Below are 15,344 nucleotides of genomic sequence, written 5' to 3'. Positions count from 1 at the left end.
TGGAGCAGAACATGAAAGTCAGTCGCGGTATGTCTATGACGCGCTGGTTGAGCGCGGCCCTGGCGTTCGTCGTTGTCGGTGCGTTCGGTGCGTGTGGCGCCAGCTCCGATGAAGAAGTGCTCTTCGATGCTGAGAGTTCGAGCGAGGTGTCCGCGTTCGCGGGCGACCCGTATGCCGATGCGGTGGTGCAGGACGGGCTGCTCGGTGTGAACAACCCCCAGAACGCGGTGGGCGCGCCGAATGGGACCACGGCCAGCTTCCTGGGGCTGCTGGGGGCCTCGCTCACGCTGGACATGGGCGCGGGTGAAGAGGGGACCGGGCCGCTGCGCATCTATTACCGGGGGCTGAACCTGGCGGTCATCGCGCAGGTGGAGTTCCTGGGGACGAACATGCAGGTCATCTCCACGGGACAGGCGCAGTTGCTGGACCTGGGGCTGGGGACGCACTCGACGGTGGTGTCCTTCAACAACCCCACGCCCTACCGCTACGTGAGGCTGCGCGCCGGGTTGCTCGCCATCTTCCAGGTGGACGCGGTGGAGGCGACGAGCATCGTGAACACGGTGGTCTGTGGTGATGGCATGGTGGGCACCGGCGAAGGATGTGACGACGGCAACCGCGGGGCGGGGGACGGCTGTAGCGCCAACTGCGCGGTGGAGCCGGGTTACACCTGTCAGGGCCAGCCCAGCGTCTGCCACGACGTGAACGAGTGCACCAACGGCACGGCGCAGTGCTCGCCGAATGCCTACTGCACGAACACGCCGGGCAGCTACACCTGCACGTGCAAGCCGGGCTACTCGGGGGATGGCTGGACGTGCAATGACATCAACGAGTGCACCAACGGGACGGCCCACTGCCCGCCGGGCCAGCAGTGCGTGAACACGCCGGGGAGCTACTACTGCCAGCCGGCGACCTGCGCGCCGCCTCGGGTCCAGTGTGGCTCGCAGTGCGTGGACGTGTGGTCGGACGAGCAAAACTGCGGCTCTTGCGGCAACGTCTGCGCGGCGGGGAAGACCTGCAACGCGGGGGTGTGCACGGGCGGTGGTGGGGGCATCGCGCTGCAGGTCACCGCGATGTGGGGCCGTGACGGGGATGCGGACCTGGTGGTCCGGACGCCGACGGGGAAGATCATCTTCTACGACAACCGCGGGCCTGGGCCGAGCACGGATGGGGGCGAGCTGGACCAGGACGCGTCGAGTGGGCGGGGGCCGGAGAACGTCGTCTGGAACCCGGGCTTCACGCCGCCGAACGGCACGTATGACATCTGCCTCAAGGCGGCGGGCTTCTCGCCGACCGCGTCGTCGGAGAACCCCGTGCCCTACTCGGTGACGGTGAAGCGCGCGGGGCAGTCGGACCAGGTCTTCACGGGCGCTGCCACCAGCGCCGACGTGGGGGCCGCGTGCTACCCGTGCCACCCGTCGTACGTCGGGTCCATCACGTACCCGTCCGGTGTCAGCGGCGGCGGCGAGCCGAACTGCCCGCTGTGAGCTGACGGTGGTTTCACGGTGGGCGCGAAGGGCAGTGCTTCGCGCCCACCGTGGTCAGTCGTACTCGAAACCCGCGGAGTCGAACGCTCGCTCGATGGATTTGAGCGGGCTCCCTTTCTCCCCAGAACTTCAGCGTCTACGGGCTGAACATGCCGGTGAGCACGCTGGCGCGGCCTCGAGGCAGCGAGCGCTTGTACGGGCTCGTCGCGAGGTCCGAGCCGGGCTGGTGCCAGCTCTGGATCTCCGCGAAGTACGTCTGGCCTGCCTGCAGCACGTCCGGGGGCAGGTACACGCTCTGGAGATCCGTGTGCAGCACCGCCACGCGCGTCGCGGTGGTGGAGCCGTTGCTCGTGCCCAGCCGGTAGATGTTCACCACGTAGTTCGTGGCCGTGCCGACCAGCGGCTTCGACCAGCGCAGCGAGGCGTCAGTCCCCACGCCCGTGAGGTTCTGGAACGCGCCGCGCGTGTTCACCAGGGGTGCCTGCACCGGCCCGACAAGGGGCTGCACGGGCGCGGCGGTGAACGCGCTCGCCTCCTGGTCCATGCGGATGTCCACGCTCATGGTGTAGGGCGTCGCGGTCCCCAGCGCGTAGCTCTTCGTGAAGCCCGCGGCGGCGAGCGCCACCTTCTGCCACGTCGCCGGGAGCGGGTTGTTGTAGGTCATGCTCCCCGTGACGATGTCGGTCCGCTGCGAGTCAGGATTGAGCTTCACGAGCACGGGCGACCCGCTGATGGACCCGAGCGCCGAGCTCAGCGCGGCCGGCCGGGCGGACATCCAGATCTCGCTGTACGTGCTGACCGCGCCCGGGTTCACCTGGGTGCGCATGGCTTCGAAGGCCGAGCGTCTCCAGTCCACCGCGAAGGTGCCTGTCGCGACGGGCTGGGTGAAGGTTCCGCTGACGGTGACGGGCTGGCCCTCCACCTGCGTCACGCTCGCGTCGAGCACCTTGTGCATCGCGCGGTAGGGCACTCCATTCGCGCTCGACTGCAACCGCATCTGCGCCAGCGAGAACACATCCCCCTGGCCGCTGTCGAGCAGCACCGGGTTGATCATGTTGGCGTAATCGAAGCTCAGCCCGGAGAGCGACGTGGCGCCCGACAGGGGGAACCCCGTGGCGTTGCCGTTGATGTGGCCGAACGCCCCCGGGTTCAACGAATACATGTCCAGGAAGTCCGCTGGCTGCCAGGGAGACAGGCCGGTGGCGGACACCATCACGGGAGTGGGCAGCGAGACGAAGGTGCCATCGCGGCCCCACTCCGTGGAGCCCAGGTCGAACGCGCGGCCGGTGCTCACCAGGTAGCGCGAGCCCAGCTTCAGGTAGATGCGGCCGGAAGGGACGTTCGGCACGGAGATGGTGCCGTCCGCGGAGCCCGTGCCCGGATAGGCCGTGAACGCCCCGGTCGTCGAGTCCCGCATGTATGCCACCACCGACGTGGCGGACTGGTTGTATGGCTTCGTCTCGTTGCCCGACATGGTGACGAAGGTGACCGGGCTGGTGCCGGTGACATGGGTGACCAGGGCATGGGTGACCTGGGAGGTCTCGTCCGTCGACACGGAGGAGTCCACCGCCTCGGCATCGTCGAGACCCGCGCAGCCGACCCCTGTCATTCCGACCAGAAGCCCGAGGGAAATCAATGACATATTCATGGCGAAGGCAATCCTTCTGGCGACGCCCTGAATGGCGCCGCGCGGGGAGATTCATACCGGGTCGGTCTGACATTTCCGGGAACGCTTCAAGTCCAATTTTCTCTCGGGGCTGTGAAGGCAAACACGCTTGTCGGCGGGTGGGCTCGGCAACGGACTCCGTGATGACTGGCGCCATCCTCACGTCCGTGGGGGTTCGTCACCTCGAGCGGGAGCAGTCGTCAGGAAGTCCACCATCCTCTTCAAGTCCGTGTCTGGGTTGTTCGTGGTGTTGTCCCTGTTCGCCACGATGGAGGCGCAAGCGCAGACCGCCCTCCTCGCGTGTCTGGGTTCGGAAGTCACCGAATTCGAGCCGGGTCTGACCAACGATGCCAGGCAGACCCATGTCTCCGCCCTCGGCACCGACGGGTGCGCGGGGTTGCCGCTGAGTCTGCCCTCCGCCATCGTCACCACGGAGGGGGATGGCATCCTCGGCTGTGGGTTCGGCCAGGGAACTTCCACGATTCACACCCAGTGGAGTGATGACACCGTGAGCGTCGCGTCGGGCACCACCGCGATGAACGTGAAGCCGGCGGGTGAGGTCGTTGTCGTCCTCACCGGGACGGTGGTGAGCGGTCGGTTCGTGGCGCGACGGTGGTGCGCACGCTGACGCTGCTCAACACGGACGTGTTGGGGTGTTTCACGGCGGAGGGCGTCACGGACGTCGCGGGCGTCGTCTCGCTGGTGCTCTGACCGACGGGGTGCGTGCCGGGGCGGGTGGTGAGGCTTGCCTCGCCTTGGTGCGCGGTCCTGTCCTATACTCGCGCCCGGTCGAAAAACGGCGGACCGGTTCGGTGAGCCCCGGTCACTCCCATGGTGGGAGCGCTTGTTCCTCCTTCACGGATGAGAACCCCCGGCCTTGTGGGCATCGCCATGCCCCGAGGGTCTCACCATGAAGCTGAACCACATCGACCTGCAGGTCCCCGACGTCCAGTGCACCGCGACGTTCTTCGAGCACTTCTTCGACTTCGAGCACACCAGCAACCGCGCCTCCCCGGCCATCGCCATCCTCACGGACCGCGAGGGCCTGGTGCTCGTGCTCCAGCGCCTCAAGTCGCCCACGGAGAAGTACCCGGAGGGCTTCCACATCGGCTTCCTCGTCGACGACGAGGCCACCGTGCTCGGGTTCCAGGAGCGGGCTCGCGCCGAGGGGCTCGAGGTCAGTGACGTCATCCGCAACAACCGGGGCACGATGGTCTACTGCAAGGCGCCCGGTGAGCTGCTCGTCGAGGTGAACGCCAGCCCACGAGCACGCTGACCGGAGGATGGCGCCGTGCGCGAAGGCACGGCGCTTCCCCTGGATGGGGCGCGCTGCATGCGACGAGCGCGAGACGCGGTGCGTGGCGGTGTCGAGACGTCACCGTGCCGGAGCGGCGTCCACGGGGCGGGGCCTGTAGCACCCGGGTCAACGGCCAGGGATTCCGCGTCCGTGGAGAGGGTGGACTAAGGTGGCGGGCGTGCCTTCGCCCGCGCTGTTGCTCATCCCGCTGCTGTTCGCCGCCGCGCCCGCCACTCATGTCGAGCTCGTGTTCGGCGGGGATGTGATTCCGCACGGCGAAGTGAAGACGGTGGCGAAGCTGCACGCGCGCACCGGGCCGGTGCCACCGACGGGCGGCGTGGCGCCGTCGCTCAACAATGAAGGCTGGGACCATGTCTTCGGTCCCATCGCGGACGTGCTGCGCACCGCGGACGTGGGCGTCATCAATCTGGAGACGCCCGTCACGGACAACAAGAAGGCGGTGACGCGGGAGCTGCTCTTCAACGCGCCGTCGGCCATGGCGCGAGCGCTCGCCGCCTCGGGCGTGAAGCTCGTCTCCACCGGCAACAACCACGCGAGGGACCAGCTCCCCACGGGGCTGGTGGAGACGCTGCGGCACCTGGATGCGACAGGGCTGCGCCACACGGGCACGGGCGCGACGAAGGCCGCGGCCTGGGAGCCTGTCTTCATGGATGTGCGTGGGATGAAGGTGGGCTTCCTGTCCTTCACGCGCCTGCTCAATGGCTTCAGCAATCCCAAGGACGCGCAGGCTCCGCACGTGGCCTTCGTGCCGTATCCCATTCACCGCCTGCACCGGGGGCTCACCACCGACGAGGCGGTGGAGCAGGTCCGAGCCGTGGCCGCGCGCTGTGACGCGCTCGTGGTCCTGGTGCACTGGGGAACCGAGTACGCCGACACTCCGAACCCCCAGGACCGCGAGCTGGGCCGCGCGCTGCTGGACGCCGGGGCGCTGGCCGTCATCGGTCACCATCCGCACGTGCTCCAGCCGTTGGAGGGCTACACGACGGCGGACGGGCGGCGAGGGCTCATCGCCTTCTCCCTGGGCAACCTGGTGGCGAACCAGGACCGCTTCTACCGCCACGCGCCGGGGAAGAAGGGCGAGGCGGGGGACAAGCGGGACTCCATGCTGCTGCGAGTCTCACTGGCGCGCTCCGCGCCCGGAGCGCCCGTGGTGCTGGGAGACGTGGCGGTGCTGCCGGTGTGGATTGAGAACAACGCGGTGGGGCGCAAGGCCCGGGAGCGCCGCAACATCCAGCCGGTGCTCATCGACCGGGAGCTGGAGGCGGTGAGGGAGCGACTCGCGGCGCTGGCGGCGCGGCCCGCGCCGTTGGACAAGGCGACGCTCGCGGAGAAGGCACTTCTGGAGAAGCGTCTCGTCGGCTCCCAGCACCGGCGGGAGCGAATCCTCCGCATGCTGCCCGAGGGCTTTGCCGTGGCCTCCTCCGAGCTGCGCCAGCGCACGGCCTTCGTACCGCCCGCTCCCGGGACTCGGAGCCTGGCGACCCAGACGCCGCCGTAGCCGCCAGACTTCGCGACGCGGTGCAGCACCGTTGCGTCAGTCACGGCATGGCGACGTCCGGCTTGAACTTGGGGTGTGGGCTGGCGCTAAGTGGGGGTTTCCACTTGCAGGGAGTCCCCCATGTCCCTTTCGCGTCGTCTTCGATGGTGTTCCACCTGGGTACTGGCCATGGCGTTGTCGTGCGTGCCGGTGGAGGAGGAGGGACAAGCGCCCGCCGAGCCCGTGGGCGCCCAGCAGCAGGAGCTGGGCGTACCGGGCTTCGCGGAGCTGCATCACCACATGTTCGCGGAGGAGGCGTTTGGCGGGGGCTGGTTCCACGGCACCGTCACGGACGCGCTCACGCGGTGTGACGGCGGGTGGCCGGAGAGCGACCACGCTCGGGTGCGGATGGACCTGAGCCATCTGCTCAACCTGTGTCCGAATTCGAGCAACATCGACCTGCGCGGGGTGCCGGTGTTGTCGCAGCTGTTCGGCGTCGCGGGGGCGGTGGGCTCGGAGTTCCTGGGGAAGATTGAAGGCACGCAGGGCGACACGGGCCTGCACGACGGGCGGCGCAACCCGAACACGGAGTGGCCGCGCTGGGACACGATTGCGCACCAGCAGTCGTGGGAAGGGTGGCTGCGGCAGGCGCACCAGGGTGGCATGTCGCTGGTGGTGGTGTCGGCGGTGAGCAACGGCTTTTTGTGCGAGGCGCTGCCGCCGCAGAACCGCACGCGGCCGTGTGACGAGATGATGGACGTGGAGGTGCAGTTGCAGAAGGCGCGCGAGTTCGCGGCGACTCGCGACTGGGTGGACCTGGCGCTGACGCCGGCGGACGCGCGGCGCATCATCTCCGAGGGGAAGCTGGCGATGGTGCTCTCCATCGAGACGAGCAAGCTCTTTGGCGCGAAGGACTGGCGCGCGGAGCTGGAGCGCTTCCACGGGCTGGGCGTGCGCACGTTGCAGCCGGTGCACCAGTTGGACAACCGGTTTGGTGGCGCGGCGCCGCACAACGCCATCTTCCAGGCGGCGCAGTTCCTCGAGAACTGTCACATCGACACGGACTGTGGGCTGACGGTGGGTGGAATGACGCTGGGCTTCGACGTGGACGGCAGCTGCCGCAACGTGAAGGGCCTGACGGCGGAGGGGCAGTCGCTGATGCAGGCGATGATGGACAAGGGGATGCTCATCGACCTGGCGCACCTGTCGGAGAAGAGCGTGCGGGATGCGTACTCGGTGGCGGAGCGCAACAAGTACTACCCGCTCTATGTGAGCCACGGGCACTTCCGCGAGGTGATGAACGGGAAGCTGGCGGAGAACGAGAAGACGACGCCGGCGTGGGTGGTGCAGATGTTGCGGCGCACGGGCGGCATGTTCGGTCTGCGCACGGCGCATGACGAGACGCGGACGTATACGAAGTCCGGCGTGGCGAACAACTGCCAGGGGTCCACGCGTTCGTTCGCGCAGGCGTACGAGTTCGGTCGTCAGGGCCTCAAGGTTCCGATGGCGTTTGGCGCGGACTTCAACGGGTTCATCCAGCAGACGCGGCCGCGGTTTGGAGATGACGGGGCGTGCTCGGCGGGGTTCCAGGCGGAGGCGGACGCGCAGGCGCGGCAACAGACCTTGCAGGGGCCGGGGCGGTTGGGGACGGCGTTCGACGAGCAGGGCCTGGCGCACGTGGGCCTGTTGCCGGACATGGTGAAGGATTTGCGCAACCTGGGGGTGAACACGGCGGGGCTGACGGGCTCGGCGGAGACGTTCATCCGGATGTGGGAGCGCACGGCGGTGACGCGCACGGGGATGGCGGACGCGGCGCTGGATATCGACACGACGGGTGTGGCGGCGTGGGTGAAGCCGGAGGACCGGGAGGCGGCGTACCCGACGGTGTGTGGGAAGGCCTATTCGCCGGACAGCAAGGAGATGAACCAGGAGTGCCGGTTCGACGACGAGTGCTTGAGCGAGCAGTGCACGTCGGTGTTGTGCAGCACGTTCGATGGCCGGTGCGTGTGCAACGGGGACGAGGATTGCGGCGGGGTGGGGTACTGCCAGAAGGACACGCCGGGGAATCCGGCGGACAACGACTGCGTGCCGAAGAAGACGGACTGGACGTCGTGCAGTCGGGATGGGCAGTGCCAGTCGGGGTCGTGTGGTGGGTGCGCGGACGCGGTGGGGTGGTGCTTCACGCCGAGGTCGAAGGCGTACGGGCAGACGTGCAAGTCGGACAACGAGTGCACGACGGACCGGTGCAGCGCGGACTGCTATCTGAATCCGACGGGGAGTTGCCTGTGTGACAGCGACTCGCACTGTGGTGCGAGCCAGTACTGTGGCTGGGGGTTGAACTCGGGCAAGTGCCAGAACAAGAAGGGCCGAGGGGCGGCGTGCGGCTCCGGGCGCGAGTGCCAGTCGGGGACGTGTCGCTGGTCCTTCACGTGTAAGTAGGCGTCAGCCTTGGGGATGCCGGGGGCGGAGGAGCCCCTGGCGTCCCGGGTGCGGGTGGGTGGGCTCGGAATCTTGGAATGCTGGGAGAGGGGGGCGGGGGCCTGTGTGCCTGGACGGCCGGGCCGGAGTTTTCCGAGAGGGGTGAGGGCGAGGGGGCGGGAAGCAAGAGGGGAGCGCGAGCGGGGGGGAGGCTGCGGTAGAGTGCGCCCCATGCGTCGCCTTGCCTTGTGCCTGCTCCCTTTGCTGGTCCTCGCGTGCTCCAAGTCGAAGGAGCAGGCGGCGGTCCGAATCCGTGTCCAGTACACCTCTGGATTTCAGAAGGGGTGTTTCAAAGTCGTCGTCCAGGATGATGCGAACCCGGACTTGAAGCTGGAGGAGGTCGTTGCTCCGAAGCAGCGGGCGACGGCCACTTCGGAAGTTCCGTCCCCCATCTTGACGGTGGCCGTGGTCAAGAAGGACGGCTGGAGTAACAAGTTCAAGGTGACAGTCACCGCGTACGAGAGACCGTGCGCCGGGTCCGGCGAGACGTTGGCCGTCGCTGGCCAGCAGGTCGATAGCGCTGAGAACGTGTTCGAATTCCCCAGCGAAGACGTCAAGGACGTGGCTGCGTTGACGCTTGTGACCGTCGACGCGGACGACGACGGTTTCGTTTCCATGGCCGGCGACAAGAAGGGAACGGACTGCGACGACACCAACTCCATGAGGAACCCCGGGCAGGCGGAGCTCTGCGACGACAAGGACAACAACTGCGTCGGTCTGGTTGAGGGTCGAGAGGCTGACGAGGGGCTCCCCAAAGTGCCCATGTTCCTTGATGGGGACAAAGATGGGGTTGGTCGCGAGGCCACCACGCACTGCGTGCCGGAAGCCGGTGTCACCGGTTATGCGGATGTTGGCGGGGACTGCAAGGACGATGATGCGAACATCGCCCCGAACAAGCCGGAAGTTTGCGACAACTTCGACAACAACTGCGACGGCAACACTGACGAGGGCCACGACAAGAACTGGTACAAAGACGTCGACCAGGATGGCGTGGTGGGTGCGAACTCGGTCGTGACCCAGTGTGATCGGCCTGACGACTCCTATCGCAACCGGCTTCAGAACGAGGTATTCGATTGCAACGACGCTGATGGCAACAACACGCCGGGCAAGGTGGAGTTGTGCGACAACGCCGATAACAACTGCGACCAGAACGTGGATGAGCTGTTCCCGACGAAGAACACGGTGTGCAACATCTCCGGTGTGAGCTGCACTGGGACGTGGGTCTGCAATGCGGCCCAGTCGGCGGTGGAGTGCAACGCGAGGGCGCCGAGGTTGTTCTACCCCGACCGTGACGGAGACGGAGACGGAGACCAGAACGCGACGGTGGACGAAGTCTGCGCGAACGAGACGCCCCAACTGGGCCACGTGGAGAACCTCCACGGAGACTGCGATGACGTGGACCCCGCGGCCAACTCGGGCCTCGCGGAGGTGTGTGACGCCATCGACAACAACTGCAGCGGGAGTGTGAGCGACGAGCCGCTGTCGTGTGGTGGCACGCTGAGGGATGTGGTCAGCTATCACCTGACTTCAGACAGCCAGGACTGGAGGACGGTGGCGGTGGGGCAGACTGGATATCCTGTCTGGGTCGCGGGCCGAGGTGGCAAGCTGGCGGTGCGCAAGGCGGCCAACCAGAAGTTCGAGAGCTTCAGCTTTGGAGACCCCGCAAATCCGTCCCCTCCTGATGGGAGCCCTCCGCTCAACGCGAACAACTGTGGGGACCATAACTGGACGGTCTCCTGGGTGGACTCTCAAGGCCGTGTGATTTTGGGCGGCGAGGGAGGATGGGTGGCGGAGCATGCAGGGACGAGTGCCCCGTGTGGGCCGGGGACTTTGCCCACCTCACAGAACATCACGGGAATGGTGGGCTTCGAGTCTGGAGGGGTGAGAACCGTCTACCTGTCCGACACGAATGGGCGTCTGTACAGGTGGGTGGTGGGTGGTGCTGGTAATCCATTCATGGAGCTGAATGACAACATCAACAACCTCTACGGCCTGCATGCCCTGCGAGAGGACTTCATGCTCGCGGTGGGAGCCAGCTCGGGCGGGGGGGATAAGCAGCGGTTCGTGTCCTACGCCGTGACGACTGGGACGACCCCGACCGGGACACCAACGGGGCACACGTCCACCCCCCCCAACGTGAATGGCAAGGCCACTGCGGTGTGGATGGGTGACGCGGACAAGGCCTGCGCCGTGGGAGAAGGCGGGGCTGTGTGGCGTTGGGACGGCGTGACGACGTGGGACAAGACAGACGCTCCATCGGCCTTCGACTTCACCAGCGTGGTGATGCGTTATGACACGTCGAACGCACAGAACCCGCTGAACGAGCAGTGCTACATGGTGGACAAGCGCACGGGTGGAACTGGCGGCAAGCTGCACCGGTTGACGCCGTATGGCTGGGCCAAGGGGCCGGACCTGACCGGGAGCCTGGCGAACGTGCCGTTGAACGACATCGCCATCACCGCGACCGGAGACCTGTGGATCGTCGGTGAGGACGGCCGGGTGTTCCACTACCCGGAGCCGTCGCCGTAGCTGTTGCTGTCGGCCTCCGCCACGCTTCGGGCCTGAATGGCCGGAGCGTGGTGACCCGGACAGGAAAGTCCTGTTTGGATTTTCCGCTGTTTCCTGGTTGGGCCTAGAGTCCAGGCATGTCCAAGTCATGCCTGTGGGGGGAATGCCTTGCGGTCTTCGTTTGCGTGTCAGTGGCGATGCCGCTGAGCGCGCACGGGGCCGAAGGTGAGGTCCAACGTCAAATCACCGAGGCCATCCGTCTCTACGAGGACCTCGAATACGAGCGAGCGCTGGAGCGACTGAAGCACGCCAGTCGCCTGCCGCATGGCCCTGACGAAGCGGTCTCCCTCTCCCTGCTGCGAGGCATTGTCCAAGCGGACATGGGAAGGTGGGAGGCGGCGCGCAAGGACTTCCGCGAGGCGCTCCAACGCCAGCTCGATATCCAGCTTCCCTTGCACGTCTCGCCCAAGGTGAGTCGCGAGTTCGAGACGCAGCGCACCAAGGTCCGCGCGTCAGTGGCTGGTCGACGCGCGGATTCGCCGACAGCGCCCACGGCGGCGGCGGTGGAGGTCGCGCCAGTGGACGCGAAGCCCCCGACCAAGGAGACCGAGGTCGCCGTGACTCACCTGATGCCTCCCAGCAAGGAGGACGGAGTCCCGGAAGCGTGGGCACCAGGCGGCGTGGAAGAGGAGTCGGCGCGAGCCTCCCAGGGTGTGCGCGTCGCAGGGCGACGGGTGCCAGTGGTGAGCTGGGCGTTGTTGGGCGCGGGAGTCGCGGCGGGTGGAGTGGGCACGGTGTTCGGCCTGTCATCGCGCAGTCAGATCGACGATGCGCGGTCTGCTCAACTCCAGGAGGACCTTGAGTCCCACCATTCACGGGCACAGAGCAGTGCTCAGACCGCGAACATCCTCTTTGGCGCCGCGACGGCTGCCGCGGTGGGAGCGCTGGCGACGTGGCTCTTGATGGACTCCTCCGAAGCGACCGTGGCCGAGGGAGGTGCGCGATGAGCCGCATGGGAAGCCTGGTCGTCGTGAGCCTGCTGGTGCTCGGAGGCTGTTCCGTGCCGAGCCTCGAGGACCTCGAGGCCGAGAGGGGCGTTCGCATCACGGTCGACTACTCGCCGAGCTTCAAGACCGGGTGCATCGTGATGCGAACCCAGGATGAAGCGAATCCGGCGAACTTCACGGAGCAGACCGTCGAGGGCAGCGCTCTCTCTCGTCAGACGCCGCCATTGGAGCTGAGGGCATTCCGCAGGGGGGATTGGAGCAAGAAGGTGCGGGTGATCCTCACCGCGCACGAGCAGACCTGCGCGGGCAAGGCAGTGGACCGGGTGGAACTGGTGGGGGAGGTCGGTAGGTCACTCGCGGCGGTGCTCGCCACTCCTGATGCGGACGGTGACGGGTACGTTGCCATACTGGGGGGGAGTAGAGGGGGGACGGATTGTGACGACGGCGACGTCAGGACGAACCCCTCACTGCCGGAGATCTGCGACGACAAGGATAACAACTGCGTCGGTGGGGCTGATGAGGGCCTGACCCGAATTGCCATGTTCCGTGATGCAGACGACGACGGGGTTGGTGGGGAGGCCATTCAACACTGCGTGCCGACGAGCGGTGTGTGGGGGTACGCGACCACTGGCGGGGACTGCAGGGACGATGATCCGGCCGTAACCCCAGGCAAGACGGACGTTTGCGACGACATCGACAACAACTGCGACGGGAGCGTGGACGAGGGCAGCGACAAGAACTGGTACCAAGACAGGGACGCGGATGGGGCGGTTGATGGGGCTTCGCTCCTTATCCAGTGTGCCCAGCCTGCCTTCTATGTCCGCCTGCCGCAGGGCCTGCCGTTCGATTGCAACGACAGTGACAGTAATAACACGCCGGGCAGTATTGAGCGTTGCGACAACCGCGACAACAACTGCGACGGGAACGCGGATGAGCTGTTTCCGACGAAGAACACGCTATGCAGCAACCTGAGCTGCACGGGGATACGGGTCTGCAAGGCGGACCAGACGGATGTGGAGTGCGATGCGAGGCCGCCGAGGTTGTTCTATCCCGACCGTGACCAAGACGGGGATGGGGACCAGAACGCGGCGGTGGATGAAGTCTGTGTAGGCGAGACGCCCCAACAAGGCCACGTGGAGAATGTCCACACGGATTGCGATGACGCGGACCCCGCGGCGAGGTCGGGCCTCACGGAGGTGTGTGACGCCATCGACAACAACTGCAGTGGGGGCGTGAGCGACGAGCCAGCGTCCTGTGGAGGCACGTTGAAGGATGTGGCCAGCTATCACCTGACTTCAGGCAGCCAGGACTGGAGGACGGTGGCGGTGGGGCAGGGGGGATATCCGGTCTGGGTCGCGGGCCATGGCGGCAAGCTGGCGGTGCGCAAGGCGGCCCACCAGAAATTCGAGAGCTACAGCTTCGGAGACACCGCGAATCCGTCGCCTCCTGACGGGAGCCCTCCGCTCAACACGAACAACTGCGGGGACCACAACTGGACGGTCTCCTGGGTGGACTCCAGTGGCGCTGTGATTTTGGGCGGTGAGGGAGGATGGGTGGCCAGGCATACTGGGACGAGTGCCCCCTGTGGGCCGGGGACTTTGCCCACCTTACAGAACATCACAGGAATGGTGGGCTTCGAGTCCGGCGGGGTGACGACCGTCTACCTGTCCGACACGAATGGGCGTCTGTTCAGGTGGGTGGTGGGTGCTGCTGGCAATCCATTCACGGAGCTGAACGACAACATCAACAACCTCTACGGCCTGCATGCCCTGCGAGAGGACTTCATTCTCGCGGTGGGAAACAGCACGGGCGGGGGGGATAGGCAGCGGTTCGTGTCCTACGCGGTGACGACTGGGGCGACCCCGACCGGGACACCGACAGGGCACACGTCCAACCCCACCAACGTGAATGGCAAGGCCACCGCGGTGTGGATGGGGGACGCGGACAAAGCCTGCGCGGTGGGAGAAGGCGGGGTCGTGTGGCGTTGGGACGGCGCGACGACGTGGGACAAGACAGACGCTCCATCGGCGTTCGACTTCACCAGCGTGGTGATGCGGTACGACGCGCAGAACCCACAGAACCCGCTGAACGAGCAGTGCTACATGGTGGACAAGCGCTCGGGCGGAGTTGGCGGCAGGCTGCACCGGCTGACGCCGTATGGCTGGGCCAGAGGGCCGGACCTGACCGGGAGCCTGGCGAACGTGCCGTTGAACGACATTGCCATCACAGCAGCCGGAGACCTGTGGATCGTCGGTGAGGACGGCCGCGTGTTCCACTACCCGGAGCCGTGACCTCCCGGTCCTGAATCCCCGGGCCCATGTGGCCCGGGGGCCTCCAGCTCCCGCAGCGGCACCCACCGCTCCAGCAGCGGCCCGCCGTGCTTCCTCCGTCCAATCCGCTGCGACGGATAAATCCCCCGGTGGCCCGTCAGCAGATACGCCACCGTCGACACAATCATCACGTGCGGCAGCACCCCCGCGCCCACCAGCTCCACCGCCATGATGGACAACGCCAGCGGTGTATTCGCCGCCGCCGCGAACAGCGCCGCCATCCCCACCGCGGCCCCCAGGTCCACTGGCAATCCCAGCACCCGCGCCAGCACGTTCCCCAGGCTCGCGCCAATGAAGAACAGCGGCGTCACCTCTCCGCCCAGGAACCCCGAGCCCAGCGTCACCACCGTGAACGCAAGCTTCCACGCGAACGCGGACACCGGCAGCGCCGGGTCCTCGAACGCTCGGATGATTCCCGGCACCCCCAACCCCAGATACTCATCCGTCCCCACCCACAACCAAAGCAACACCACCGCCGTCCCACCCATCGCCATCCGCAAAGGCAACCACCGCACCCGCCGCTCCAACAACGCCTTCAGCCGGTGCAGCCCCTCCACGAACACCACCGCCACCAGCGCCACCCCCACCGCGAACACCAACCACTTCCCCAACACCTGCGCCGTCAGCGGCAACACCCCCGGCACCGGATACACCGTGTGGTGGATGCCCAGCCCCCGCGTCACCAAATCCCCCACCACCGAAGCCACCAGCGCCGGCAGCAGCGCCTCGTAGCCGAGCCGCCCCACCACCACGACCTCCAACCCGAACACCGCCCCCGCCACCGGCGTCCCGAACACCGAACCAAATCCCCCCGCGATTCCCGCCGCCAAGAGCTCCCGCCGCAAATCCACCCCCGCACGGAACCGGTGCGCCACCCAGTCCGCCAGGCTCCCGCCCATCTGCACCGCGGTGCCCTCGCGCCCCGCACTGCCGCCAAACAGGTGCGTCAGCACCGTCCCCACCAACACCATCGGCGCCATCCGCAGCGGCACCTGCGCATCCCCCGTGTGCACCGTGTCGAGCACCAGGTTGTTCCCCCCGCGCACCGGCCCGCCCCACTTCGCGTACACCGCCCC

10 protein-coding genes are annotated in these 15,344 nt (G+C 67.0%); 8 read left to right on the top strand and 2 right to left on the bottom strand.

From position 1 onward, the window contains the following. The first annotated feature begins 29 nt into the window (after positions 1 to 29). Positions 30 to 1,484 carry an EGF domain-containing protein gene (locus HUA78_RS26695; protein WP_254623918.1) on the top strand — a complete coding sequence of 485 codons (1,455 nt, stop codon included), beginning with the start codon at positions 30 to 32 and terminating at the stop codon, positions 1,482 to 1,484. 136 nt (positions 1,485 to 1,620) lie between these two features. On the opposite strand, the gene HUA78_RS26690 is transcribed toward HUA78_RS26695, so the two are convergent. Then, entirely contained in the window at positions 1,621 to 3,132 is a 1,512-nt protein-coding gene (locus tag HUA78_RS26690; RefSeq protein ID WP_174455998.1) for an ABC transporter substrate-binding protein, read from the bottom strand. 247 nt (positions 3,133 to 3,379) lie between these two features. Between HUA78_RS26690 and HUA78_RS26685 the strand changes: the two genes are divergently transcribed. The 7 genes from HUA78_RS26685 (at position 3,380) to HUA78_RS26655 (ending at position 14,229) form a co-directional block, all read left to right on the top strand. Beyond that, positions 3,380 to 3,778 (top strand): hypothetical protein, encoded by a 399-nt coding sequence (locus tag HUA78_RS26685; RefSeq protein ID WP_174455997.1) that lies wholly within the window; start codon positions 3,380 to 3,382, stop codon positions 3,776 to 3,778. A gap of 282 nt (positions 3,779 to 4,060) precedes the next feature. Continuing rightward, positions 4,061 to 4,426 (top strand): VOC family protein, encoded by a 366-nt coding sequence (locus tag HUA78_RS26680; RefSeq protein WP_174455996.1) that lies wholly within the window; start codon positions 4,061 to 4,063, stop codon positions 4,424 to 4,426. 199 nt (positions 4,427 to 4,625) lie between these two features. Beyond that, positions 4,626 to 5,966 carry a CapA family protein gene (locus tag HUA78_RS26675; RefSeq protein WP_141646689.1) on the top strand — a complete coding sequence of 447 codons (1,341 nt, stop codon included), beginning with the start codon at positions 4,626 to 4,628 and terminating at the stop codon, positions 5,964 to 5,966. 120 nt (positions 5,967 to 6,086) lie between these two features. Further along, a complete protein-coding gene (locus HUA78_RS26670; protein ID WP_174460277.1) occupies positions 6,087 to 8,384 on the top strand; it encodes a membrane dipeptidase in 2,298 nt (765 codons plus the stop codon). A 210-nt stretch (positions 8,385 to 8,594) separates the two neighbouring features. Beyond that, complete coding sequence (locus HUA78_RS26665; protein WP_174477419.1) at positions 8,595 to 10,952, top strand: putative metal-binding motif-containing protein; 2,358 nt, start codon at positions 8,595 to 8,597, stop codon at positions 10,950 to 10,952. A gap of 176 nt (positions 10,953 to 11,128) precedes the next feature. Next, the gene (locus HUA78_RS26660; RefSeq protein WP_254623917.1) at positions 11,129 to 11,938 is read left to right on the top strand and encodes a hypothetical protein; all 810 of its coding nucleotides are present in this window, start codon (positions 11,129 to 11,131) and stop codon (positions 11,936 to 11,938) included. Beyond that, a complete protein-coding gene (locus HUA78_RS26655) occupies positions 11,935 to 14,229 on the top strand; it encodes a putative metal-binding motif-containing protein (protein WP_174477417.1) in 2,295 nt (764 codons plus the stop codon). Before HUA78_RS26660 ends, HUA78_RS26655 begins: the two co-directional genes overlap by 4 nt. Here the strand turns inward: HUA78_RS26655 and HUA78_RS26650 are convergent. Beyond that, positions 14,214 to 15,344, bottom strand: a 1,131-nt coding sequence (locus HUA78_RS26650) for a chloride channel protein (protein WP_174477416.1), incomplete at its 5' end; no start/stop codon positions are given. The genes HUA78_RS26655 and HUA78_RS26650 overlap by 16 nt on opposite strands.

The sequence above is a fragment of the Myxococcus sp. CA033 genome, from assembly GCF_013336625.1.
GTDB lineage: Bacteria > Myxococcota > Myxococcia > Myxococcales > Myxococcaceae > Myxococcus > Myxococcus llanfairpwllgwyngyllgogerychwyrndrobwllllantysiliogogogochensis.
The sequence above is the reverse complement of the archived record's forward strand: the minus strand, read 5'-3'. Positions and strand labels throughout refer to the sequence as shown.